Source organism: Imperialibacter sp., from assembly GCF_048007035.1.
Taxonomy (GTDB): Bacteria; Bacteroidota; Bacteroidia; order Cytophagales; family Cyclobacteriaceae; genus Imperialibacter.
Map to the genome: position 1 here is coordinate 306,316 of NZ_CP180355.1, position 22,846 is coordinate 329,161.

27 protein-coding genes are annotated in these 22,846 nt (G+C 46.6%); 21 read left to right on the top strand and 6 right to left on the bottom strand.

Translation table 11 applies throughout. From position 1 onward, the window contains the following. Positions 1-54 precede the first annotated feature (54 nt). Entirely contained in the window at positions 55-906 is an 852-nt protein-coding gene (locus ACMVP2_RS01435; RefSeq protein ID WP_416866416.1) for a TolB family protein, read from the bottom strand. Positions 907-995: 89 nt separating this feature from the next. Beyond that, the gene (locus ACMVP2_RS01440) at positions 996-1,370 is read right to left on the bottom strand and encodes a winged helix-turn-helix transcriptional regulator (RefSeq protein ID WP_416866417.1); all 375 of its coding nucleotides are present in this window, start codon (positions 1,368-1,370) and stop codon (positions 996-998) included. Between the two features lie 121 nt (positions 1,371-1,491). Here ACMVP2_RS01440 and ACMVP2_RS01445 point away from each other — a divergent pair, with 121 nt between their 5' ends. The 18 genes from ACMVP2_RS01445 to ACMVP2_RS01530 all read left to right on the top strand — a co-directional run bounded on the left by ACMVP2_RS01445 (position 1,492) and on the right by ACMVP2_RS01530 (position 18,755). After that, the gene (locus tag ACMVP2_RS01445) at positions 1,492-1,875 is read left to right on the top strand and encodes a DoxX family protein (protein WP_416866418.1); all 384 of its coding nucleotides are present in this window, start codon (positions 1,492-1,494) and stop codon (positions 1,873-1,875) included. 255 nt (positions 1,876-2,130) lie between these two features. Further along, positions 2,131-3,225 carry a fatty acid desaturase family protein gene (locus ACMVP2_RS01450; protein ID WP_416866419.1) on the top strand — a complete coding sequence of 365 codons (1,095 nt, stop codon included), beginning with the start codon at positions 2,131-2,133 and terminating at the stop codon, positions 3,223-3,225. A gap of 128 nt (positions 3,226-3,353) precedes the next feature. Next, positions 3,354-6,602: a thioester reductase domain-containing protein gene (locus tag ACMVP2_RS01455; protein WP_416866420.1), complete on the top strand. Its 3,249-nt coding sequence runs from the start codon at positions 3,354-3,356 to the stop codon at positions 6,600-6,602. A gap of 157 nt (positions 6,603-6,759) precedes the next feature. Then, a complete protein-coding gene (locus ACMVP2_RS01460) occupies positions 6,760-7,485 on the top strand; it encodes a helix-turn-helix transcriptional regulator (RefSeq protein WP_416866421.1) in 726 nt (241 codons plus the stop codon). A 39-nt stretch (positions 7,486-7,524) separates the two neighbouring features. Continuing rightward, a complete protein-coding gene (locus ACMVP2_RS01465) occupies positions 7,525-7,983 on the top strand; it encodes a GyrI-like domain-containing protein (protein ID WP_416866422.1) in 459 nt (152 codons plus the stop codon). Positions 7,984-7,994: 11 nt separating this feature from the next. Then, the gene (locus ACMVP2_RS01470) at positions 7,995-8,363 is read left to right on the top strand and encodes a DUF1801 domain-containing protein (RefSeq protein ID WP_416866423.1); all 369 of its coding nucleotides are present in this window, start codon (positions 7,995-7,997) and stop codon (positions 8,361-8,363) included. Positions 8,364-8,486: 123 nt separating this feature from the next. Next, complete coding sequence (locus ACMVP2_RS01475) at positions 8,487-8,954, top strand: hypothetical protein (RefSeq protein ID WP_416866424.1); 468 nt, start codon at positions 8,487-8,489, stop codon at positions 8,952-8,954. Positions 8,955-9,130: 176 nt separating this feature from the next. Further along, positions 9,131-9,811 carry a hypothetical protein gene (locus ACMVP2_RS01480; RefSeq protein ID WP_416866425.1) on the top strand — a complete coding sequence of 227 codons (681 nt, stop codon included), beginning with the start codon at positions 9,131-9,133 and terminating at the stop codon, positions 9,809-9,811. Positions 9,812-9,993: 182 nt separating this feature from the next. Continuing rightward, positions 9,994-10,521, top strand: coding sequence for a hypothetical protein (locus tag ACMVP2_RS01485; RefSeq protein WP_416866426.1), 528 nt, complete (start codon positions 9,994-9,996; stop codon positions 10,519-10,521). Positions 10,522-10,729: 208 nt separating this feature from the next. After that, positions 10,730-11,452, top strand: a complete 723-nt coding sequence (locus ACMVP2_RS01490; RefSeq protein ID WP_416866427.1) for a hypothetical protein — start codon at positions 10,730-10,732, stop codon at positions 11,450-11,452. Between the two features lie 331 nt (positions 11,453-11,783). Further along, on the top strand, positions 11,784-12,446 hold the full coding sequence (locus tag ACMVP2_RS01495) for a TetR/AcrR family transcriptional regulator (RefSeq protein WP_416866428.1): 663 nt from the start codon (positions 11,784-11,786) through the stop codon (positions 12,444-12,446). Beyond that, complete coding sequence (locus ACMVP2_RS01500) at positions 12,443-13,342, top strand: ABC transporter ATP-binding protein (RefSeq protein WP_416866429.1); 900 nt, start codon at positions 12,443-12,445, stop codon at positions 13,340-13,342. Before ACMVP2_RS01495 ends, ACMVP2_RS01500 begins: the two co-directional genes overlap by 4 nt. Before the next feature lie 5 nt (positions 13,343-13,347). Next, entirely contained in the window at positions 13,348-14,130 is a 783-nt protein-coding gene (locus ACMVP2_RS01505; RefSeq protein WP_416866430.1) for an ABC transporter permease, read from the top strand. 197 nt (positions 14,131-14,327) lie between these two features. Continuing rightward, complete coding sequence (locus ACMVP2_RS01510) at positions 14,328-16,658, top strand: GH92 family glycosyl hydrolase (protein ID WP_416866431.1); 2,331 nt, start codon at positions 14,328-14,330, stop codon at positions 16,656-16,658. An 88-nt stretch (positions 16,659-16,746) separates the two neighbouring features. Next, complete coding sequence (locus ACMVP2_RS01515) at positions 16,747-17,211, top strand: hypothetical protein (RefSeq protein WP_416866432.1); 465 nt, start codon at positions 16,747-16,749, stop codon at positions 17,209-17,211. Positions 17,212-17,348: 137 nt separating this feature from the next. Continuing rightward, on the top strand, positions 17,349-17,813 hold the full coding sequence (locus ACMVP2_RS01520; protein ID WP_416866433.1) for a hypothetical protein: 465 nt from the start codon (positions 17,349-17,351) through the stop codon (positions 17,811-17,813). A gap of 64 nt (positions 17,814-17,877) precedes the next feature. After that, positions 17,878-18,240, top strand: coding sequence for a DUF1801 domain-containing protein (locus ACMVP2_RS01525; RefSeq protein ID WP_339794327.1), 363 nt, complete (start codon positions 17,878-17,880; stop codon positions 18,238-18,240). Beyond that, positions 18,213-18,755: a GNAT family N-acetyltransferase gene (locus tag ACMVP2_RS01530; RefSeq protein ID WP_416866434.1), complete on the top strand. Its 543-nt coding sequence runs from the start codon at positions 18,213-18,215 to the stop codon at positions 18,753-18,755. The genes ACMVP2_RS01525 and ACMVP2_RS01530 overlap by 28 nt, the downstream gene beginning before the upstream one ends. A gap of 25 nt (positions 18,756-18,780) precedes the next feature. On the opposite strand, the gene ACMVP2_RS01535 is transcribed toward ACMVP2_RS01530, so the two are convergent. Continuing rightward, positions 18,781-19,197: a nuclear transport factor 2 family protein gene (locus ACMVP2_RS01535; protein ID WP_339794331.1), complete on the bottom strand. Its 417-nt coding sequence runs from the start codon at positions 19,195-19,197 to the stop codon at positions 18,781-18,783. Next, positions 19,194-20,012, bottom strand: coding sequence for an ArsR/SmtB family transcription factor (locus ACMVP2_RS01540; protein ID WP_339794333.1), 819 nt, complete (start codon positions 20,010-20,012; stop codon positions 19,194-19,196). Before ACMVP2_RS01540 ends, ACMVP2_RS01535 begins: the two co-directional genes overlap by 4 nt. Before the next feature lie 139 nt (positions 20,013-20,151). Between ACMVP2_RS01540 and ACMVP2_RS01545 the strand changes: the two genes are divergently transcribed. The 3 genes from ACMVP2_RS01545 to ACMVP2_RS01555 all read left to right on the top strand — a co-directional run bounded on the left by ACMVP2_RS01545 (position 20,152) and on the right by ACMVP2_RS01555 (position 21,794). Further along, the gene (locus ACMVP2_RS01545; protein ID WP_416866435.1) at positions 20,152-20,637 is read left to right on the top strand and encodes a DinB family protein; all 486 of its coding nucleotides are present in this window, start codon (positions 20,152-20,154) and stop codon (positions 20,635-20,637) included. 129 nt (positions 20,638-20,766) lie between these two features. Further along, positions 20,767-21,231: a YHS domain-containing (seleno)protein gene (locus tag ACMVP2_RS01550; protein WP_416866436.1), complete on the top strand. Its 465-nt coding sequence runs from the start codon at positions 20,767-20,769 to the stop codon at positions 21,229-21,231. 17 nt (positions 21,232-21,248) lie between these two features. Continuing rightward, on the top strand, positions 21,249-21,794 hold the full coding sequence (locus ACMVP2_RS01555) for a DinB family protein (RefSeq protein ID WP_339794339.1): 546 nt from the start codon (positions 21,249-21,251) through the stop codon (positions 21,792-21,794). 93 nt (positions 21,795-21,887) lie between these two features. Here ACMVP2_RS01555 and ACMVP2_RS01560 read toward each other — a convergent pair whose 3' ends face one another. Both ACMVP2_RS01560 and ACMVP2_RS01565 read right to left on the bottom strand, forming a co-directional pair. Next, on the bottom strand, positions 21,888-22,214 hold the full coding sequence (locus tag ACMVP2_RS01560) for an ArsR/SmtB family transcription factor (RefSeq protein WP_416866437.1): 327 nt from the start codon (positions 22,212-22,214) through the stop codon (positions 21,888-21,890). Beyond that, entirely contained in the window at positions 22,215-22,622 is a 408-nt protein-coding gene (locus ACMVP2_RS01565; RefSeq protein ID WP_416866438.1) for an SRPBCC family protein, read from the bottom strand. Between the last annotated feature and the right edge of the window lie 224 nt (positions 22,623-22,846).

Sequence of the window (22,846 nt, forward strand, 5' to 3'; positions counted from 1 at the left end):
GTTCGAAGGCGGAAGGCCGAAGCTAACCTCCTGTCTTCGATCCTTTTAGCTTTGCTATTCTAAAACATCATCCATCAAAGACACATGAATTTTTCCGTCTACCTCTATCAGCAAATAAGTGCCACCGGGCGACAAAGTGGGAGTTAGCTCCCAAACGCCCGCCCGGTTAATCTTTCCCAATAGCACAGGTGCCGTCCATGAGCCGCACTGGTTGTTGCTAATGAAGAGGTCAACTTCTTTTGTCTCGAACAGGTACCGATTAAAAACTATGAAGCGTCCAAGGGGGTCGATGGTCAAATCGTTTTCGCTATCTGCCGTATTCAGCGCCGCAACCAATTCGGGTGCCGAAAAGCCATTACCGAAAGGCGACGCCCGGTAAATGTCCATGGATCCTTTGCCCCCTGGCCGGTCGGAATTAAAATAAAGCACCCCATCGCTGGTAACGGAGGGATAAGATTCGTGATGATCAGTATTGATGTCCGTCAGGTATTCCGGCGTTGAAAATGCTTTGGAGAGAATAGCTACCCTCCATATGTTCATGTGTTCGGCAGGCAGAACTTCGCCTGGAGGCGGGCGGTCTGAATTGAAATAGACCCACTTGCCATCGGGCGAGATAACGGGATGATAGTCGTTGAACCGGCTTTCAAAAGAAACAGTTTGTGGCTCTCCCCATCCCTCCTCACCAAGTTCGAGAAAATAGATTTTGTAGAATGGTTTGCCATTCGCCTCATTGGCAAACTCAGAAGGGCGGGAAATCAGCATCCATTTTTCAGTCGGGTGCAAGGTGATACCATTGCCCACAGGTAGCCCATTTAGTTTTTCTATATCCTGGCGAGAATAAGGTGGCTCGGAGCAACCAGCACACAACGTCAAAGAAATGAAGCAGAAAATCAACGAAGATTTCATCAATATCACGTTTGTCTATCGCAGAATGATGTAGCGGTTAGAAACAATGGGCTTTCTCACTTAAAGAACTTAGGAAGCGACAATGCCTTCTATTCCCCCATCACCTTTTCCCGGTGCATCACTCCCCACTCTCGCAACTCGCCAATTACTTTTTGCAAGGTTCGCCCGTGCTCAGTTAAATTATACTCAACAGAAGGTGGAAAAGAATCCTTGACTGTCCGTTTGACTAATAAATTCTCTTCCAGGTCCCTCAGCTCCTTCGATAGCATTTTGTCGGTGATACCGGTCACTTCTCGCCCCATTTCCCTAAACCTTTTGGTTCCGAAGGAAAGTGAGATAATAATCTGTAGCTTCCATTTACCGCTTAATACTTCCAGGGCATCCCGCACCGGAAGTAGTGCCCTGGTGCAGGATTCCGTGTTTAGTTGGTGTTCAACGGGCTCGAATACTTCAGGTTTTTCCATGTCACTTTGCTTTACTATACCAAAGGTTAGTGCTATACAAAAGTATAGTGCTATATATTGTATATCAAATGTAGATAAGTTTGCATTGTCAAACAAATAGTACACATTTAAAACAATCAAAATGAAAAAAGACAAAGTGATATACTGGATTGCCACTGGCATTGTAAGTGTGATGATGGTGATGAGCGGCCTGATGTATTTCATGAACCCGGAAGTGGCAGAAGGTTTTACTCATCTGGGTTTTCCAGGCTACTTCCGCATGGAGTTAGGCGTGGCTAAACTAGTGGGTGCCACCGTGCTGTTGGTTCCACAATTTCCCCACAGGGTGAAAGAATGGGCCTACGCCGGTTTTGGTATTACCTTCATTTCAGCAGCTATTGCCCACACTGCAAGTGGTGACCCGGGTTCAGTAGTGGCAGGCCCGGTAATATTTTTAGCCCTTTTAGTGGTATCGAGGATCTATCTCGAAAAAATGGCTGAAACTAAAGTGGCTGTTGCTACCTAGTCTCTTCTCAAGCTAAAGCAAGAAGCCCTGGCTGGAAAGTCAGGGCTTTTTTGTTCATATTAATTGGGCTTGCCAGTTCCAAAGTATGCCAATACGATATGGAATACTAGGCAAAATCGCTTTAGGCTTACATCAGTGCATCACCTCTAAAAAGATTCTCGCCACTGAAATATAGGGCATACCTTTTACCTATAGAAATTGTTGTGCACTAGCCATTTAAATCCGTAGTTGAAAAACTCTAACTGTTAGCCTATATTGTGCCAGGCAATTCTTTACGCCCTGTCTTTTACTTTTTATGCTACCATGATTTCAACCGCCTTTAAAAAGGAATTGTACGAAGCCATTGACCAGTATTTTGAGAAAAATGGCATTTCAAGGTATGCCAATGGTCAAATGAAAGCCAAGCTGGCAATCGCTGCCGTTTGGTGGGTGGGAAGTTTAGTATTGCTTTACTCTTTTAGCACCTCGCCTTCGATGTTCGTGCTGCTCTACGGCTTTCATCTGTTTTCGCACTTGTTCATCCTGCTGAATATTGCCCACGATGCCAATCATTTGTCTATTTTCGAAAACGGACGGATAAGAAAACTTCTTCGCTACACCTTCGACCTATGTGGCATCAACTCATACATGTGGCGGCAACTTCATAACCAACAGCACCATAATTTCATCAATATTAAAGGCGAAGATGACGGGCTTGTTGCTCGTGGGCTACTGCGGTACACACCACATCATGAGCATAAACTCATCCACAGGTTTCAGCATTTTTACCTGTTTGTGGTCTACAGTTTCTTCTCCCTTGATTACATTTTTATCAAAGATTTCGAATGCTTTTTCTTCCCTTTCCTCAATGGCCTGAAAGGAAAGAAGCATCCCCGCATCGAATATGTCAAGCTCTTTGTTTTTAAGCTGGCCTATATCGGCTATGTGCTACTGCTGCCAATCTATTTTATAGGTGTGCCGGCAGCGCTGATCATCGTCTCTTTTGTGGCCTGGCAATTGGTGATTGGTGTGATTGGTGCCACCATCATTCAGGTAGAGCACCCATTGCGGCTGAATGAATTTCCTCTGGACAGAGATGAGTATGATCATTTCATCTATCATGTGTTTGCCACCACGTCCGACCATTCGCTGAATAGCACGGTTGGCAATTGGTTTTATGGCGGACTGCACATGCACGTGGCCCATCATTTGGCTCCCCGTGTATGCCATACGCACTACCGTGAGCTTACAAAGCTGATTCAACCTATAGCAGAAAAACACGGTGTATATTACAAACAGAATAAAACGATATTTGATGCCATCAGGGAGCACTATGGGCACCTGCAAAACCTCAGCCTGGCTGCAAAGTAACCAGGCTTGACAGACGCATCATCCATCTTTTTTTCGACCGGAAGCTCATTATTAAGTCAATTTTTTATATTCATACCCAACAACCTATTTCTATCTAACATATAATCATCCCAAAAACCGCTTGATCTATGCCTACCCTTTCCGATAAGTTGAACCATTGGGTCCAGAAAACTCCCGATAAACTGCTTTTTGAGTTTCTGGATATCAATGGAAAATCAGTTGAAAAATACACCTACGAAGAGTTTGAAAAAGCCGTAAGAATTGTGGCATCCAATCTTGCCGAGAATTACAAATTCAAAAAAGACGACAGGATATTGATTACCTATCCTGCGGGCATTGAAATGATTGTCTCGTTTGTTGCTTGCGTTCGCCTGGGATTGGTTCCCGTGCCTACCTACCCTCCTACTTCATCAGGTTTCCAGTCGGCCTACTACAAAATGGAGCATATCGCCAAAGATTGTGGCGCCGTGGCCGTCCTCACCAATGGAGAATACTATTGGTCGCTCAAGCTGAACATGGATCGAAACAACATTGTGGAGAAAACCAAACTCACCAAGCTGCCCTGGATCAATACCTCTGAATTTACACACGAAACCAGTGCGACCAACTACGAGCGGCAGTCGTCGTTTCTCTTTCTTCAGTACACCTCCGGCTCTACCACCGATCCAAAGGGGGTGATGATTTCGCACGAAAACCTTGAGAACAATGCAGAGAACGTGTTGTCGGAACCCCCGGTAACTGTTACCTGGCTGCCACAATACCACGACATGGGGCTGATTGGCTATCACCTGTTCATCATCATGAAAGGGGGCACCTCTATTGGCTTCTCCACGCTTGATTTCATCAGAAAGCCGGTGCTTTGGCTCGAAACCATTTCAAAATACAAGGCTACACACTCCTCGGCACCCAACTTTGCCTACGACTACCTGCTTCAGCCGGGCAGAGTGTCGGATGAAGTATTCGCCTTGCTGGACCTTAGCTCACTGACAAACCTGATGACGGCAGCAGAACCAGTCAGGGCAGGCACTTTCTATAAGTTTCTTGAAAAATTCAGCGCATGTGGGCTGAAGGAAACGGCACTGGGCGCAGCCTATGGCCTCGCCGAAAACACACTGGCAGTTTCGCAGTGGGGCGGCAAGTCAGTGTCGGTGCTTACCAACTCACTCATTAATCATGAGCTGAAATTCGAGAACGGACAGGCAGGTGAGGTCACGCAAATCATGAGCTGCGGCAAGCCCCTCAGAGACCAGATTGTGAGGATAGTGGACCCCAATTCATGTATTGACCTTGGCGAAAACAAGGTGGGTGAAGTGTGGCTGGCAGGCCCCAGCAAGGGGCTTGGATACTGGGGAAAACCTGAGCTGAACAAAGAATGCTTTGAAGCCCGAATAGCAAGTGAAAACGGCAGCGCCACGCACACCTTTTTGAGAACTGGCGACCTGGGATTTTTGCATGAGCAGGAGCTCTACATCTGCGGCAGAGCCAAGGACATGATCATTATCCGTGGGGCCAATTACTACCCGCAGGACATTGAGCAAATTGTTGAAGAATCGAGCAGCAATATTAGAGAGGGTTATGTGGCGGCATTTGCCAACGAAGAAAACGGCGAGGAAAAGCTCGTGATTGTGGCTGGGCTCAAACGTAAAAATGAAATCCCTGACCACAAGAAAATTGCCGACCAGATCCGTGAGCGGCTAAACATTATCCCTTCGCAAATCACCTTCACTAACACCAAAAGTATTCCAAAGACCACCTCAGGCAAAATCATGCGCCAGAAGACCAAACAGCTTTGGGCGAATGGTGAATTGGAGGTCATTGAAAACCATAACCTGGTCGAGCAAAACACAGATGCCCCAAGAGCCCGGTTGACGAACACACAATTTGACGAGATTTTGAAAAAGTATGGGTTCACCGGCACCGAAACCTACTCTTTGGTGCATGTGCTCGACTCTCTCGATCTGGTGGTGCTTATTCACGACGTGAAGGAGCTCATTAAAGACAGTGGAGCGGCCCAGCTGGCCTCGGAAATCGATGCCCGCCTGCTGCAGGAAATAAGTGTTTCTGAATTCTTCGATTTGATGGAACAATTCAGCACCTCATCCATTCTCGCCATCAATCGTTTAAAGAAGACGATCCTGAAGCTTCAGAAAGAGCACAATGCCTTTGAACAGAAGCGAATGCTGCAGGATACCAAGCTGTCGTTTAAGCCAAAAACCCCTCAGTACGACCCAGCCCACCTGAAAAGTGGCAAGATCCTGCTGACAGGTGGCACAGGCTTCCTGGGGCCGTTTATTCTGAAAAGCTTGCTACAGCAAACCACCGACACCATATATGTGCTTGTAAGGGCTGATGACGAAAAGAAGGGACTGGCCCGACTGAAAGAGGCCTTCGACCTTTCCAATGTTCCGGAATGTGAATACCTGGCGGAGTTCGAGAAAAGAGTGGTGGCCGTATGCGGCGACCTGGGCAAGCCTCAGCTTGGACTGGATAAGAAAACCTGGGACTATCTGGCGACCAACACGCATACCATTTACAACAATGGTGCCCTTGTGAACTACCTGTTCAACTATGACAAAATGTGGGACACCAACGTGTATGGCACTAACGAAATAATCAGGCTGGCCCTGGATGGCAACCCCAAGACTCTCAATCACGTGTCCACCACCTTCATTTTTGGTTGGGCTGTGAAAGACACGCTTTTTGAAACTGATACCTGCAATTCGCTGGATCTGCTCGACTTTGGTTACAGCCAGACGAAATGGGTGTCGGAGCAAATCGTGTTCGACGCCATGAAGCAGGGGCTCCAGGCACGAGTTTTCAGGCCTGCGCTCATCACCCCTTCGGTGTATGGCGGTGGAAACAACTTCGACATTTCCATCCGGCTGATTGCCTTCATGATCAACCACGGCATCACGGTCAATTCGTTCAACCAGGTTAGCTTTACCCCGGTGGACATCGTGGCCAACAACGTCGTAGCCATCTCCGGCCTCCCCGATTCGGTCAACAAAACCTTCCATGTGACACGTGACGAATATGCACGCATGAAAGACATTACCGACATCATCACCAAGCTGACGGGCAGGGAGTTCAAAGGGTTTGAGCTGCCAAAGTTTGTGCCTGAAATTGTGGGCAAATGCGGGAAGGAAGACCTCCTGTTTCCACTGCTCGACTTCCTGGTAAGGTCTGTCAATAATATCTCTTCCATGGAGTTCAAGCGCTACAGCAACGAGTCGTATTGTGAAGCAAAAGTCAGATCGCCTCATGGAGTACTCGACCCTACACTTGAAGAGACGGTAAGAGGTATGTTGACATTTATGATTAGCAAGGAAATTATAGATGTGGAATTATTAGAAAAGGATGTGAAAATAGCTTCCTGATAGAAGCGAGCAGCTCTTTTTTTGGGACGCCTGCCTCGGGAGAGACAAGCGTCCCATTTTTTTGTAGGAATGCGAGCCCTAAAAGATGACCTTTAATACAAACCGATGATCTGGCTTACCTGACAGGAAAGCGTGAGCCACAGACAGGAGGAATAAAATGGCAGATGACAAACCCAGACTTGCGAGGCTGACGGCCATTCTCACCCAGCTACAGTCGAAACCACTGGTGACTGCAACGGACATTGCAAAGAAGCACCAGGTGAGCATAAGAACTGTCTATCGGGACATTCGAACCCTTGAGCAATCAGGCATACCCATTGTTACTCAGGAAGGCAAAGGTTACTCTATCATGGAGGGCTTCAAGCTACCGCCGGTCATGTTTACCGAAGAGGAAGCAAGCGCCATAGTCATCGCCGAAAAATTGATTCGGGCGAACAAGGACCGGTCGCTGGTGGAGCACTACGAAAGTGCGGCGACCAAAATAAAGGCAATCCTCAAGTTTGGGCTGAAAACGAAGACAGAGCTCCTCTCCGATCGATTGCAGGTGCGGGACAACAGCGAAAATGAAAAGACAAGCAACCATCTTATTCACCTCCAGTCTGCTATTTCGAGCTACCAGGTTGTAGAGATCAATTACCTGTCGTTAGAAAATCAACAAAGTCAGCGAAAAATTGAGCCCTTCGCCCTGTATACCACCCAGGGCAACTGGATTCTCATTGCCTTTTGCCGGCTAAAAAAAGACTTCAGGGCCTTTAGGCTCGACCGCATTCAAAGCTTGCTACTGCAGGACAGCCGATTTGAACCACACAAAATTACCCTGGAACAATATTTTGAACTATGTCGGAAAAAATGGTCAACCACCCCTGACATACCCTTGGCATAAGGGCCATCTAACTTTGTTGCAAATCAAAATATTTAAACGATGCAAAAAGTAAAAATTGACCCTTTTAAGATGATTGGAATCTCGGTGAGAACAACCAATGAAAATGGACGGGGAGGCAAAGACATTGCTGACTTGTGGGGCAGGTTCCTTTCAGAAGGACTTCTAAATGCTATCCCAGGCAAAGTGGATGGCACCATTTACTCACTTTACACCGACTACGAAGGCGACCATATGGCGCCATATACGGCCATTCTTGGGTGTAGGGTGGAAAGTCTGGAGACAATTCCGGATGGAATGGTAGGCAGAACTTTTGAAGGAGGCAGCTACGTTAAAATCACCGCCAAAGGCGATTTGACAAAAGGCTTGATCGTGTCGGAGTGGACAAAAATATGGGCGATGGATTTGGACAGGGCATTTTCGGCTGACTTCGAGGTGTTTGGCGAAAAAGCACAAAACCCGGCGAATGCAGAAGTTGACTTTTTAGTGGCCGTAAAGTAACCCGACGTAGAATGCGAGAAATTGACAACTACTACCTGAACAAGGAAGAACCCAATAAGAGCTGCCTGCTGGCACTGCGCAGTATCATCCTTGCTCAGGACACCAACCTAACTGAAACGCAGAAGTGGGGCATGCCCTGCTTCTGCTTCAGGAAAAAGATGTTTTGTTACCTGTGGACAGATAAAAAAACGGAAGAGCCTTATATCCTCTTCGTTGAGGGAAAGTACCTCGACCATCCAAAGTTAGAAGCCGGAGAGCGCTCCCGTATGAAGGTATTCAGAGTGAGCCCCAACGAAGACCTGCCAGTGGAAACTATTGAAGCGTTGCTCAACAGCGCATTGGATCTGTACAGAAACGGAACAATAGCGATTAAGGGGTGAATCCATTGAGCGTTCTAAAAGCATATTTCGGAAATTGGTAGTAACTTGAGGGAGAGGTATGAGGAGTATATGAACCAGGTCTACACTCGGATGTTAGGAGCAACTTTCGCAACGTAACCTACTATGTGGATCAAGACGATTTATCTTTTCGTGGCTGTTTTTCTCTCATCAATGGATGACAAGACTCCAGAGCAGGTCGCTGTGGACTACTTTCTAACTAATCTACTAGAACAGGATTTTCCAGACCAACGAATAGTAAGGTTTAGCGATGTTACCCGAACCGATGGCTACTATAGAGTTTTTTATGGATGCCAGGACTTTGACAGAGAATTTGTCACGGCAATGAACCAGGAGACCCCAGGCCCAAGTGTTTCGGTCAACGCAGACAAATCTCCAATAATGGCTAAAAAGCCTCGATTTAACTCTTCACAACCTCAAATCATTGTGCATTCCAGATTGGAACTAGGCGGACAATTCTACATCTACATCCAAGTTTATCAAAAGTTACATTTTGTTGAACACTACCTTTTAACTGTTGATCAGCAAACTTTGTCAGTAACGCATGTTTGTAAAGTCAGCGAGGTTATTTAAAAATACTCCTAACACAACGGTTTAATTAGCTTCAATTGAGTGACATAAGAAAGCCCCTGACTTCTCAGAGGCTCTTATCTTAAACTTGATTACGTTCCAAAGGAAGAGGCTTGATCAAGCATTACAATACAAATATACGTCGTATTATTGTATTTTGTTACTAAAGCTCTCGAAATTTGGATTACAGCAAACTTGAGTATTTCACATCACAGCCACGCATGCAGCGGTTCTTGGCTGCTGTAGGCAATTCCAAAACCAAAGCGCAACGGCTTTATAAAATCAATCTCAGAGTAAGCCAGGCTTTCTACCCAATCCTAAATCTTTTTGAGATTTTTCTTCGCAATTCTATAAATAATCAAATCTCTTCTCATTTCGCCAACCCAAACTGGGTAATTTCTGAAAAACATGGATTTATGAGTGATAATTCTCTTACTCCATCACAATTCTACCTTAAAAACTCAATTACCAAAGCCGAACGGACCATAAGAAGAAAAGGAGGAACAATATCATCAGGAAAAGTAATAGCCGAACAGTCTTTCGGGTTTTGGACTTCCCTATTTGAGCCCCACCATTATCGACTTATTGGTGGGGCCGTTATCCACTGTTTCTCAAACAAGCCAAACAGCATCAATCGGAGCCACATTTCTCAGAAATTGAATCGTATTAGAGAATTTAGAAATCGAGTTTATCACAACGAACCTATCTGCTTCACCGGCAACATAGTCGATTTTGACGGTGCTAAACATATCCGAGACGAAGTCTTTGAAATGCTCAAATGGATTGACATGGACTTGGCGACTTATGTCGAACAATTCGACGCTCTAGACTCAAAAATTACGCAATTTAACAATGTTTAAATGTTCCTAACACGGCTAAGAATGAATGTGGGCTTTAGCAATTCATATGGCTAGGTTGGTTTGGAATCTCCGCCACAAAGTATAATTTTAACATGGCCGTGGCTAAGTGCGAGCGGGAAGCGAAGCACATAAATCAACTCCACTCGCTATAGGCAAGCAATAGCTTTCATTACTAATCGGCAATGCGATTAAATCGATACTTTCTAGGTTCAGACTCCCAGGTGGATGTCGAAACGGGTAGATCATTGGTAGAAATAAGAGACCTACTTGCATCAAAGTTCGACCGAATTCGTCTCAAACCGTTCTACAAGGGATACGATGAATATCAAAGCCTAGGTTCTGACCTGACTTACCAGCTGACCAATGGCAAACTGACAATATACTTTAGCAAAGAACTGAGGAGGAAGTTCGGACATTCATTTCAACTTAATTACCCAAGGTTTATCGGAAATTTAGCCGACAACAACGGAAAAATTTGGGTAAAAGGTCAGATCGGATTCGGAGACTGGTTCTTCGTCTTCCCAATTATTTGGTTAGCGGTGTTCATATTTATTTACGTCAGTTGGTGGTATGACCCCAGCTACATGCCCGACGGACATACTGCCATTTATTTTATACTATTCGGGCTTTTTTCGTTCTTGACCGGCCTAATTCGGACAAGGAACAAGGTATTCGAAATGAGGGAAAAAATCGATGCCCTGGTTGAATGAAAAGAAAGCTAACAAGAGCCGATAACGACTGGGACCCCCAGTGGTAAACAGACGGTAGCTGGCTTGGAATCTCCGCCACTAAAGTTAAATTTATCATCGGCCTACCTTTGCTAAAGCTACGGCGGGCAAAGCATGGCTCAGATGTAGTGGAAGCGGTGCTGAATAAACTCGCCCACTCAGACGAGGCGAGATATAGCACAAATCAGATTTGGAGAACTTAGAACTAATATTTTCAACACTATTCTTATTAGGAGTAATTGCATTTGTTGCTGCTCTCATAAAATATCCAAAGGATTTTGTCAAACTGGTTTGGGGGTTCATAATATTTCCATTTGAACGAGCATGGGATCTGCTCATATTAATACTGACTCCATTCTGGCTACTGCTGTTAATTCTTGATGACATATTAGGCTTAAAGGTTCTTCCGAAAGTAGGCTCCAAAATTTCAACGAAAGACTACAAAACCATATCTCGGCAACCTATAAACTTTGTCGGGTTCGAAAAGTTTATTCTGGTCAACTCACTCGATATTAATTCAATAAGAGAGCAACTTGTTGAAGCCAGGGAGACATACCCAGAAGTAAACATCGAAAACTACACCATCGATAGTCGTACTTCATTTTCAATTATTCATTTGCCCAGCTCAAGTTTTTATGGCTTTAACTTTTTGGTTATGTGGCTAGCCGAACATTTTAAAGGCCAGGAGGTATATGGATACGCTAGAAACGGGACAGCAAGGTTTTTCAACTATGTTGATTCTAACACTGAGAACTCTCTTATCGGCATGACAAATAGGCGGAAGAAATTTTGGGTTAGCATGTACGATAATCTTGATGAAAAGCAGTACTTAAGGATCAACAATTCGATACCGATGGATTCTAAGCTAACAACAGACTTTTTTGAAGATTTAATGAGTGAAAAAGCTCCATAATCGAGTCACCAAACTGCCAATCACGGCGCAGCCATCAACGTCTGAAAATGGGCAGTACAGTTGTAGTCAGAGCCTCCCTTTCAAGCCTGATCTTTTGAACTTTGCTCGATTTCATCTATTTTTAGTAATGATCAAACGATTCTTCAGAGGCTATCTTATGATTCTGAAAGGTGAGTTGCTCGCCTGGGCAATTCTGCTTTTTATTGGATTGGTGCTGCAAATTGCCGTGAGCATTTTCTAAACCCCTCTCCTTTCCCTCCTCCTCTATTTTTTAATTGTTTCCGAAACCTAAAAAGCTCTATCCCGTTAGCGACCATACAGTCGCTACTATATGGTCGCTTTAAAAACATTCAATAACCTAACACAGCAAAGGCAGCAGGAAATCATCGGGGTTTGTCTCGAAGAATTTGCCTTCAACGATTACCAGTCTGCCTCGCTTTCCACCATCATCAAAAAGCTGGACCTGGCCAAAGGCAGCTTCTATCGCTACTTTGAAAGCAAGCAGTCTCTATATTTCTACCTGCTTGACTACGCCGTACAGCAACGGCTGGCAAACGACAAGGGATTTATTAAACAACCGCCCAAGGACTTTTTCGACTTGATTATTCTGCACTTCCGGGCCAAGGTGCACTTCGACAAAACGCAGGGGGTGGTCAGCGCCTTCTTGTACAATGTGCTGCGGGAGAAAAACACTGAGGAGCTGGGCAATATTCAGGCGATCAGGAAGCAGAAAGCCCTGGATATTATGTATCAGCTGGTGGATCAGTATGTAGAAAACGGGCAATTGCGAAACGACATTGATCGCAAAATACTGGCTTGGCACGTGCTTCAGACGCAGCTTTCCATTTTTGAGTTCATGGAGTTGCACTATCAGCAGGACTTCCGTCAAAACATCCAAAACAACAAACAACTCTACAACCTGCCCGAAGAGGAGCTGGTTGCGGTTGCTCAGCAGTTTGTAGAGATCCAAAAGAACGGTTTTAAGAACAAATGATGATCGTTGAAACAAACAACCTGACCAAGCGGTACGGACGTGCCACTGTGGTCGACCAGGTGTTTCTGCAGATTCCGCAGGGAAAGATCTACGGATTCCTTGGCCTTAATGGAGCCGGAAAAACCACCACCATGCGCATGCTCCTGGGCATGATCAATCCAACGGAGGGCAGCGTGGCCCTCTTTGGTCAGAAAGTACCTGGCAACGCATCGGTGTGGGACAAAGTGGGCTACATGATTGAGTCGACCTGCGCCTACCCGGACTTGTCGGTGGTGGAAAACCTCAGTATTTTTTACAGGTACCATGGCCTGAAGGACAAAGAAGTAATGGACAAAGTCATTGCCCGACTGAAGCTCGGCCAGTACAGAGACGTTCAGGCCAGCCACCTTTCGCTGGGCAACCTGCAGCGGCTCGGCCTGGCCCGGGCACTTATGCACAGCCCCGAGCTGCTCATCCTCGACGAGCCTGTGAATGGGCTCGACCCGGCTGGTATTGTGGAAATCCGTCACCTGCTTCGGGAGCTGAGCGCACAAGGCACCACCGTGCTGATCTCGAGCCACCTGTTAAGCGAAATTGCCAAAGTGGCCGACACCATCGGCATTATCCATCAGGGTGCGCTGATTAAAGAACTGGAAGCCAATCAGCTGCATCAGGAAATAGACAGGAAGCTCGTGCTGAATTCGCACAACAATGTTCGGGTAGCTGACCTGCTCCAGAAAAACGGAATTCCGTTCAGGACAAACGCTGCCAGCGAGATAGAGATCATGGATCGCCAGTGGATGAGCGAGCCTGAGCGCATTGCCGAAATGGTGATAGCCGAACACGTGGGCCTCACCAAACTATTCACCTTCGAAGAAGACCTCGAAAGCTATTTTTTAAGAATTATTCAACAGTAAGTAAAATGACGACTTCATTGAGAGCTATTGCTCCAGAATTTTTAAAACTCAGGCACTCCACCATCGTATGGGTCACCTTTGTAGCTTTTGCCCTCGGCCCGGTCATGGGTGGACTGTCGCTTTACCTGCTTGGCCATGCAGGTGATATGGGGGATTCTCCCTTGAGTGAAAAAGCAAAGCTGATGAACTTCTCTGCCGACTGGCCCTCTTACGTTGGTTTGCTCACGCAGGTGGTGGGCGTGGGCGGTGTGGTAGTTTTCGGGTTCGTTGCCAGCTGGCTATTTGGCAGGGAGTATTCCGACAAAACAGCGAAAGACCTGCTGGCCTTGCCTGCTTCCCGCAGCAGCATTATCAATGCAAAATTTGTCGTATATGCCATGTGGTGCCTGGCACTTGTGGTGGCTAACCTTTTGCTGGGGCTGGTGGTTGGCGCCTTGCTGGGCCTCGACAACTTCGACATCCGTGTGATCACCTCCGGCCTGAACACCTATTTTGCCACGACCATACTGGTGATGTTGCTGGGCACGCCGGTCTCCTTCATGGGCATCTGGGGAAAAGGCTACCTCGCTCCTATCGGGTTGGTGGTGCTGATGCTCATCGTTTCACAGATTGTCGGCGCCGTGGGCCTGGGGCAATATTTTCCCTGGTCTGTTCCCGGATTGTACAGCGGCATAAGCGCCGAAATGAAGGCTACCTTGACTTCTACGAGTTTTGGAATAGTTGGCTTCGTCGCCATTTTTGGCTATTTCGCTACGCATTGGTGGTGGAACAAAACAGATCAGACTTGACGCCATAGAGCAAAGACTACAAAAGTTTCGCCGCATAGCCAGTCTATTACCTTCTACGGACGTCCGAAGGGCCTACCTTCTTTCTACTGTTTCCTAGACTTTTGTAGTCTAATACGGTGATCAACATAGAATATTGATTGCTTCTATTCACCAGAACTTCCGATATTGGGATTCTTTAAAATCAAAACCTACCCAGCGTGCTTAAACTCGTTTTCAGAATCTCCCTGGTCGCTCTGCTCTTCACCTGTGCTGCACCAGCCTTTTCTCAGTCCATAAAAGAGCCTATCGACTATGTCAATCCGTTTGTGGACACACACAAGTCACGCTGGTTCTTCTTCTCTTCTGCCTCCCGGCCCTTTGGCATGGTGAACCTGAGCCCCGACACCTGGGTAAAAGGAAGCTGGAACTCCGGCTACCTGTACGACAGTCTGTATGTGCGGTGCTTCTCCCACATCCACGCCTGGCAAATGTCGGGCATACCGGTAATGCCCACCGTCGGCGAATTCAAAGGACATTTGGGCATGGAAGCTTACAAGTCGGCCTTTAGCCATGATGATGAAAAAGCTATACCCGGCTATCACAGCGTCTTTTTGAAGGATTACGGCATCAAAGCAGAGCTCACCTCCACTACCCGGGTGGGCTTTCACAAATACACCTATCCGGCCAATGTCAATAAGGACATCATTTTCGACGTGGGAGCCTTCCTGGGTCACGGTGCGATGGACTCGGCCAAAGTGGTGAAAATAAGCGATAAGGAGATTGAGGGCTATAGCATCATGGCGCCCACCCACCGCCGCCCAAAGCCTACCTACGTCTACTTTGTTGCTCGTTTCGATCAGCCCATCTCTTCTTTTGGGGCGTGGGAAAAAGGAAAACTCAAGACCGGAAAAGTAGAGCAAATCCATGGCAACGAAGTGGGGGCCTATGTCAGGTTTGATAAGAAGCAGTCGAAAACGGTACAAATGAAAGTCGCCATCTCCTACACCAGCACGGCACAGGCCCGGCTCAATATGGATACCGAGCTCCCTCACTGGAATTTTGAGCAAGTGGTGTCAGCATCCAAAAGTGAATGGAATGGCTACCTCAGCAAAATCAATATAGAAGGCGGCACCGAAAAGCATAAAATCAAATTCTACACCGACCTTTGGCACTCATTGCTCGGTCGCCGCATTGTGAGCGACGTAGACGGCAAGTACTGCGACATGACTGGGCCGAAGCCAGTCGTTCGGCAGGTAGCACTGGATGAAAACAGAAAGCCAAAACACAACCAGTACAATTTCGATGCGTGGTGGGGCAGCCACTGGACACTGAATGTGCTCTGGTCGATGGCCTACCCAGAAATCATGAATGAGTTTTGCGCCAGCATGGTGGAGATGTACCGCCACGGTGGGCTGATCCCCCGAGGACCCTCGGGAGGCAACTACACCTACGTAATGATTGGCGACCCGGCTGTTTCTTTTTTCGCTACTGCCTACAACAAAGGCATCCGAAACTATGACGTAGCCAAAGCCTACGAAGGCCTCTACAAAAATGCTTTTCCAGGCGGCATCAGAGACCGGGCTGGCTATGAGCATCGTGACAATCCGCAGGGCGGCGGCATGAACTATTACGTAGAGCGAGGCTATGTGCCCGAGGGCATCCCCGGCCCTGGCGGGCACAAAGACGGTGCCTCCATGACACTGGAATATGCTTATCAGGACTGGTGCCTGGCCCAGCTGGCCACCGCTTTGGGGAAAACAAAAGACTACCAGTTCTTCAATGAGCGTTCTCAGAATTACAAAAACCTTTGGAATCCTGAGACGCACTTCATCCATCCCAAAAACATTGACGGAACGTGGATTGACAACTTTACGCCCATCGGCGAAGGATTCAACACGTTAGGTTTTGTAGAAAGCAACTCTGCCATTTACACCAACTACGTGCCCCACGACCTGAAAGGACTGGCGGCGTTGTTCGGCGGGGCCGACAAGTATGCTCAATATGTGGACAGCTGTTTTATTAAAGCAAAGCCCAACAAATTCATCACCGACCATGGCAAGCACGCCGAAAGCTGGGTGGATTATGAAAACCAGCCTTCCTGCCAAATGGCTCACCTGTTCAATCATGCCGGAGCGCCCTGGCTTTCTCAAAAGTGGGTGCGTGAAGTAAAGGAAATTACCTTCTCAGATATCAGCCCTTATGGCGGATACAACGGTGACGAAGACCAGGGACAAATGGGTGCCCTGGGTGTACTCATGGCTATCGGGTTGTTCCAAATGGATGGCGGCGCTTCGGTCAATTCTTCCTACGACATCACCACACCAATATTCGATAAAGTTGAAATCCAGCTTGATCCGAAATACTATGCCGGCAAAACTTTCACGATCAGTACAGAAAACAACTCGCCGGACAACATCTACATTCAAAAAGCTACTCTGAACGACAAAGACTGGACAAAATTCAGTTTCCCTCACGAAGTGTTTTCACAGGGGGGAGAGTTAAAATTGACACTTGGCAAAAGCCCCAACAAAATGTGGGGGCTGGAATAACAACCACAACCAACTGACTATCAGTATTTTTTGGCCTGAGTTTTGTAGATGTGAAGTTTTTAAACTCTCATGTCTACTTTTTTAAACTATGAAAACATCGTCTCACCCTGAGTGGAAGTGGTTGGTACTACTTTCATCTTTAGCTGTGCTCCCTTTGTCGACTTTTGGGCAGGATCAGCCCGATGAAGTGCGCAATGGACTTTTGCTAACAGCCGGTATTCCTTCACTCAGCATTAGCTACGAACATCAGCTAGGGCACAAAAAAGAGAACCGACGGTTCTATTTGAGAGGAATTGCGGGACAATTCGGTGACCTTATCAATCAGGAATGGACCGGTTACCTGGCTGTGATGCCAGCCTGGGTATTTGGCACGGGAAACAATCACCTCGAAACAGGGGTAGGACTTACATTGGTTTCTCCTTCCAATTCGCCAGAAGTTTGGGCTGCCCTCAACTTGGGTTACCGTTACAAGAAGCCAGGCGAAGCGTTGATATTCAGAGCTGGGGGCGGTATTCCGGAAGGTGCCTACATAAGCTTCGGCCTTGCATTTTAGCGGGTCAATAAATTCCTTCCTGCTCTTTGAGCATCATTCAAACAAAGACCAGGGAACGTAGTGTAAAGGATTCTGTAAAATATGGCTTGTGGTTTGTTCATATGATATCAGTATTTAATTCTTCAACTTTTTGGACTATGAAAACTCTACCTAAAATCATGCAAAGGTGGTTAGTAATTCCACTACTTTTTACCCTGCTACCTTCAATGGCCAACAGAGAGGGTGGCCCGGACGAGCGGCGAAATGGTGTATACTTATCTCCCGGCATTCCCTCTTTCAGCATCGCCTACGAGCGAATGCTAAAGCACAAAAAAGAAAACATTAAGCCCTACATTCGATTCATTGGCGGGAGATATCAAAGCTTATTTGACAGTGAAAGGCAGAACTATATTGCAGCGATGCCAACACTGGTATTTGGATCCGGGAATCACCACGCCGAAGCTGGTATTGGTTTTACGGTTGCTTCTCCCGGTCATGATCCCAAGCTTTGGGGTGCACTCAATGTTGGCTATCGGTACCAGAAACCGGATGGCAATTTTCTTTTCAGAGCTGGTATTGGAACTCCCGAAGGTGGCTATCTTAGCGTTGGTATCGCATTTTAGAGCGGCGTTTTCGCCCACAAGGTTATTTCGCTAAATTTAGGATAGCACCAAGTCTTTGAAGGCTATGAACAAAAACTCACAAGTGGACGAATACCTGGCCAAACTGGCCCATCCAATGACGGCTGAAATCGAAAAAGTAAGGGAAATCATTCTCTCCGCACATCCTGGTATAGAGGAAACTATCAAGTGGAACAGCCCGACATTCTTATACAAAGGAAATATGGCCTCCTACTTTATGAATGCTAAGAAGCATGTAAGCCTTATGTTTCACAAAGGAGCATTTATCAAGGACAAGTCCGGTCTGCTGGAAGGTGACGGCAAGGAAGGCCGGGTGGCCAAGTTTACGACTATCGATGAAATAATGAATCGCAAGCAAGACCTTGAAAACATAGTCATTGAATGGGTAAGGATGCAAGACGCAAATTAACCGGCGATGGGCAAAAAAGCTCATTGAACAGTAAAATGCGTCAGGAAAAAATACTTCAAGTGCATGCCTCTGACGAGGGGTTGATACAGCAAATCGCCAATTGGTACCTGGCCGAGTGGGATATTCCGATTGCGAGAACGACGCAACGTCTTGCAACGCACCCCGGCAATAACGACATGCTGTTTCAGTTTCTCATTTTGGCTGACGGCAAGCCCGTAACCACGGGAGGCCTTAGCAACCATGTGGGGCTACTTGAGGCACACCCCAGCCTGCAAATTTATAAGCCGTGGGTGTCGTTGCTTTACACCACAGTAGATTATAGAAATCAGGGGCTTGGCAGGCAGCTCCTGGAGCGCATCGAGGCCGAAAGTCTCAAATTGGGGTACGAACAATTATACCTGCACACATTCACGGCTGAGTCTCTGTACAAAAGGCTCGGTTGGAAGGGAATAGATGTGGCGGATTACAAGAATCATAAAACGGTAGTGATGACAAAACAATTGAACCCAACCTAACCCCTGGACGACACCCCTGTGCGCCTCAGTCAATAAAATACCAGGCCCGGCTAATCTTACCATTCTGAATCTGATAGATGCCCATGGCAGAAGAGGACACTGTTTCGCCTGCTTTGTTTTGATGGCTGACCACTTCCCTGAAACTGATCCGCTCGCCGTCGACCGCATATTGTTCAATGGTCGAGACTGATTTTCTCCCTGCAGAAAAGTAATACTTCATACTTTGCCTGAAATTCTCTTTTCCCTCCACTTCGAGCAAAAGGGTATCAGCGGTGAGTGAAAACCACTTAAAATCGTCGGTGACATTTGCGGTCAGCCGATCAACGTCACCCTCGTTGAAAGCCGCCACATGGTCTTTGAAAACCCTCAATAGTTCTTCATTTTGTGCATTTGCAGCCGACACCCATGCAAATAAGGCGATGCTTAATAGAATACTTTTCATGACTTGTTGTCTACATATGTTTTGAATCCCTCCTCGAAAAGCAGTTTCCAGCCTTCCGTAATTTGTCCCTTAGCTTTCGCTGATACATCACCCATCAGCGTGTCCGACAAAGTCAGCATGGTCTTGCTGCCATCTTCCTTCAGGGTAATCTTGAGAAACGTAATGGCTGGCCCTCCATAATCTGGAGTGAGGTGCCCCTGTAGTTCCAGGTGATGGGGGGCGTTGAGCACAATCACCGTATACCAAAGCAGCCCCTCATCATTGCCATAGTCTTCGTACATCCTCCCTCCCACTTTGGGTTCAAGGATAAACGCCTTTGTTTTTGGGCTGGTGTAGAAGTCCTTTCTCCACCAGAGTCCGATGTCTTTGATCAGGCATTCCCACACGTTGTTAATGCTGGCATCAATCGGCACTTCTAGTCTGATATTGACAGGTTTGGTTGGCTCCTTCATAAGTAAGTCGTTAGTTAAATCATCAATATGCTCTTTGTATTCAGCCAGCTCACGCAACTGAAGCAAATTAGCAGCCCACTGTGCTTCGTACTTTTTCACCCAGCGTTCATAAATCTCCTGCAGGGGAATGGCGTTGATAAAGTTCCAGCGAAACTTCCCCTGCTTCTTCGGTAAGATAAGTCTTGCGTCTTCCAAAACCGAAAGGTGCTTCATCACAGCACACCTGCCAATGGATTCAAACTCTTCCACTAGTTCGCCCGTTGTCTTTGGTGACTCCCTCACCAAATCCATCAGGCGCCTGCGGGCTGGGTCGGCCAGGGCTTTCCAGATTTCGGTTTCTTTTTCGAGGAGTGTTGAGGTCATTTGAAATGAATTATCTCATTATGTTACTTTTTAGTAACATAAAGTTATTAAAAATTCTTTGATAAACTATTGCGCAACTAATTAGTTGCATTTATATTTGCAACCATATAGTTGCATTTTTAATCTAACTCTTAGTAAAATGACTGAACACAAAACACAAACGGCGACAAAAGCGGAGCTCTACAACAGCATGTTTCGCTTTCAGGAAGGAATTTATCAAAACGCCCTCCTTGGCATGACCGAAGAGCAAGCCCTGTGCAGGCCTTCCGACAAATCGAACCACATTAACTGGCTCATGGGCCATATTCTTCACTGCCGCTTTATGCTGACTAATATGCTGGGTGTGAAGGCGGAGAATCCCTTTGGAAATCGTTACTGGAGTGCGATCGATGAGCAGGAATACCCCGCTTTAGAGAAGGTAACAGGCTTGCTTCCTGCCATCACGGCCACCCTCACGAAAAAGCTCGCCTCCCTCTCAGACGAGGAATTAGATGCCAGGCCTGCCAGTGACAAGCCTTCAGTGTCTGACATTGTATCCTTCTTTGTGTACCATGAAGCTTACCACCTTGGCCAGATTGGCTATGCCCGCAAAATAATCGGTTTGGATCCCCTTCAATCAAGCTAATAGACATATGAAATAGCTATAAGGAATACCATACCCAACGGAAATGAATAAGTGGATCGAAAAGCTAAATATTCATTCTCATTGGTAAAAGCTATTCCATGTGGCCGCTGAGAAACAAATTATATACACATGAAAAAGATCATGACAATCGCTCTTATAACCATCGGCACCCTGGTAGTGCTTGTGCTCACCTTCATGGCCTATAACCGCATCATGCCTATTTCGCTGGGCATGCATAAACCTGTTTTTCAGGTGAACAATGTGGCCCTTGGAGGCTACGATGTAACTACCTATTTCAAAGGTGCGCTTGAAAAAGGCGAGCCTGCCTACAGCACCGAAGCGTATGAGGTAACCTGGTATTTTTCTTCGCAAGCCAATATGAATGAGTTCAAGGGCAATCCTGAGAAGTACCTTCCCCAGTTTGGTGGTTATTGCACAAAGGCAGTCAGCACCGGGTTTGCAGCCCCTGCTGATCCTACCGTCTACACCTTACACAATGACCAGCTTTATATCTTCTCCGATGCAGCGGTAAAACAAGCGTTTCTGGAGAATCCGGCAACCATTATCGCCGCTTGCGACAGTCAGTGGAATTAACATTTAAAAAAAGAGAAATGAAAAAAGGAATTCTAATTGCAACGATGGTCTCGGCCGCCGCCTGGTGCCAGGCCCAGCACTTTAATGCCAGCATGGCAAGTGTGATGAAGAGCATGAAGGCCTATACATTGGAAATGGTGGAGTTGATGCCGGAAGACGGCTTCGACTACAAACCGGCCGACTCGGTTCGATCTTTCAGCGAACAAGTGCAACACATGATAAGCACCAACCACTTTTTGCTCAATCACTACCTCATCGACAAGCAAAAAGGATCGAGGCAGGAAGCCGGAGCAAAGGCAGCTAAATACGCTGAAAAATCGGGTAAAGCAGCGCTTTCAGCCTTACTTGCAGAACAATTTGACCAAACTATTGCTTTCTTCGAGCGTGCAGATGCATCATTGTATGAGCAGACTTTCACATTTGGCCCGGTGGACAAACCCATTGTAAAGGACTACTTTACTACCAGCACGCTTATCAGGGATCATTTCACCCATCACAGGTCACAACTGATAGTGTACCTGCGGCTGAAAGGCATAGAACCAGCACAGTTTAGGCCCTTCTAATTGGGTATTTGATTGTTTAAAAAGTCTGCCGGCTGTCGGGTTGCATCTCCTCCCGGGCGGTAATGAAACCTGGCCGGGCTGACTTTTTAACAATCACTTTTTTGTCTTCAGATACTTGTCCAATGCTGTTATCTTGTCGTCCCAGAACTTGTCGTAGACTGCCATCCAGTTTTTGATTTCCTTCAAAGGTGTGGGGTTGGCCTCACAAAATCGCTCTCTCCCACTCTCCGAAGTTTTAATAAGCCCCGCTTCTTCCAGCAATTTAATGTGTTTGGTTACGCCCTGCCTGCTGATGTCAAACTGTTCGGAGATTTGAGTGAGCGACATGGCGGTACTCGCAACCATGAGCACATGAAATATCTCCCTCCTGGTGGGGTCAGCTACCGCTTTAAATACTTTGTTTATCCTGTCTTGTGACATTTACTTTTCTGAGAGGTATTTATCCAGGTTAGTGACACAGGTATTCCAGCCACCTTTGAAGTTTTCGAACATAAAAATAGCTGTTTCGCCCGGATACTTGCTAATCCCGTAGTGCTCCAAAGTAAGTAGTGTACCCTGAGGATTCTCTTCCAGCTTCCAGCTGACGGTCGTTTCCACATCAGTGCCGCTAACTATCCATGTGTATACCAGTTCATACACAGGATTAGCCTTGAGTACTTCGCCGGTAATGATCGTTTGCTCATGGGTGAAGGTATATTGATACCCCACCTCCGGCTGAAATTCTGCTTTGATAAACCAGGCAGAAATTTCATCCGCCAGGGAAATGGCTTTCCATATTTCATCAATCGGGTGAGTGAATTGGTGGGTTTTTATGATTCTGTCGTTCATATGAGTGTAATTATGCAACTAATTGGTTGCAATGTAAGAAGGAATATTTAAAAAGGCACGAATCTACCCGGACTTTACCATGCTCCACTAACTCTTTGTCTGCGATAGGGAGGAGAGTGAAGCAAGCGAGGTTTGTGGTTTAGTCAAAACCAATGTTTGGACTTAAAATATCAGGTTTCGGAAAGTAATCGCCTCCTTTGAAGAAACTCACCGGCCATACATTG

What these genes read in the sequence shown, in the direction of transcription:
- ACMVP2_RS01435 (WP_416866416.1), bottom strand. Translation starts at nt 906, where the DNA reads ATGAAATCTTCGTTGATTTTCTGCTTCATTTCTTTGACGTTGTGTGCT.
- ACMVP2_RS01440 (WP_416866417.1), bottom strand. Translation starts at nt 1,370, where the DNA reads ATGGAAAAACCTGAAGTATTCGAGCCCGTTGAACACCAACTAAACACG.
- ACMVP2_RS01445 (WP_416866418.1), top strand. Translation starts at nt 1,492, where the DNA reads ATGAAAAAAGACAAAGTGATATACTGGATTGCCACTGGCATTGTAAGT.
- ACMVP2_RS01455 (WP_416866420.1), top strand. Translation starts at nt 3,354, where the DNA reads ATGCCTACCCTTTCCGATAAGTTGAACCATTGGGTCCAGAAAACTCCC.
- ACMVP2_RS01460 (WP_416866421.1), top strand. Translation starts at nt 6,760, where the DNA reads ATGGCAGATGACAAACCCAGACTTGCGAGGCTGACGGCCATTCTCACC.
- ACMVP2_RS01465 (WP_416866422.1), top strand. Translation starts at nt 7,525, where the DNA reads ATGCAAAAAGTAAAAATTGACCCTTTTAAGATGATTGGAATCTCGGTG.
- ACMVP2_RS01470 (WP_416866423.1), top strand. Translation starts at nt 7,995, where the DNA reads ATGCGAGAAATTGACAACTACTACCTGAACAAGGAAGAACCCAATAAG.
- ACMVP2_RS01475 (WP_416866424.1), top strand. Translation starts at nt 8,487, where the DNA reads ATGTGGATCAAGACGATTTATCTTTTCGTGGCTGTTTTTCTCTCATCA.
- ACMVP2_RS01485 (WP_416866426.1), top strand. Translation starts at nt 9,994, where the DNA reads ATGCGATTAAATCGATACTTTCTAGGTTCAGACTCCCAGGTGGATGTC.
- ACMVP2_RS01495 (WP_416866428.1), top strand. Translation starts at nt 11,784, where the DNA reads ATGGTCGCTTTAAAAACATTCAATAACCTAACACAGCAAAGGCAGCAG.
- ACMVP2_RS01500 (WP_416866429.1), top strand. Translation starts at nt 12,443, where the DNA reads ATGATGATCGTTGAAACAAACAACCTGACCAAGCGGTACGGACGTGCC.
- ACMVP2_RS01505 (WP_416866430.1), top strand. Translation starts at nt 13,348, where the DNA reads ATGACGACTTCATTGAGAGCTATTGCTCCAGAATTTTTAAAACTCAGG.
- ACMVP2_RS01515 (WP_416866432.1), top strand. Translation starts at nt 16,747, where the DNA reads ATGAAAACATCGTCTCACCCTGAGTGGAAGTGGTTGGTACTACTTTCA.
- ACMVP2_RS01520 (WP_416866433.1), top strand. Translation starts at nt 17,349, where the DNA reads ATGAAAACTCTACCTAAAATCATGCAAAGGTGGTTAGTAATTCCACTA.
- ACMVP2_RS01525 (WP_339794327.1), top strand. Translation starts at nt 17,878, where the DNA reads ATGAACAAAAACTCACAAGTGGACGAATACCTGGCCAAACTGGCCCAT.
- ACMVP2_RS01530 (WP_416866434.1), top strand. Translation starts at nt 18,213, where the DNA reads ATGGGTAAGGATGCAAGACGCAAATTAACCGGCGATGGGCAAAAAAGC.
- ACMVP2_RS01535 (WP_339794331.1), bottom strand. Translation starts at nt 19,197, where the DNA reads ATGAAAAGTATTCTATTAAGCATCGCCTTATTTGCATGGGTGTCGGCT.
- ACMVP2_RS01540 (WP_339794333.1), bottom strand. Translation starts at nt 20,012, where the DNA reads ATGACCTCAACACTCCTCGAAAAAGAAACCGAAATCTGGAAAGCCCTG.
- ACMVP2_RS01545 (WP_416866435.1), top strand. Translation starts at nt 20,152, where the DNA reads ATGACTGAACACAAAACACAAACGGCGACAAAAGCGGAGCTCTACAAC.
- ACMVP2_RS01550 (WP_416866436.1), top strand. Translation starts at nt 20,767, where the DNA reads ATGAAAAAGATCATGACAATCGCTCTTATAACCATCGGCACCCTGGTA.
- ACMVP2_RS01555 (WP_339794339.1), top strand. Translation starts at nt 21,249, where the DNA reads ATGAAAAAAGGAATTCTAATTGCAACGATGGTCTCGGCCGCCGCCTGG.
- ACMVP2_RS01560 (WP_416866437.1), bottom strand. Translation starts at nt 22,214, where the DNA reads ATGTCACAAGACAGGATAAACAAAGTATTTAAAGCGGTAGCTGACCCC.
- ACMVP2_RS01565 (WP_416866438.1), bottom strand. Translation starts at nt 22,622, where the DNA reads ATGAACGACAGAATCATAAAAACCCACCAATTCACTCACCCGATTGAT.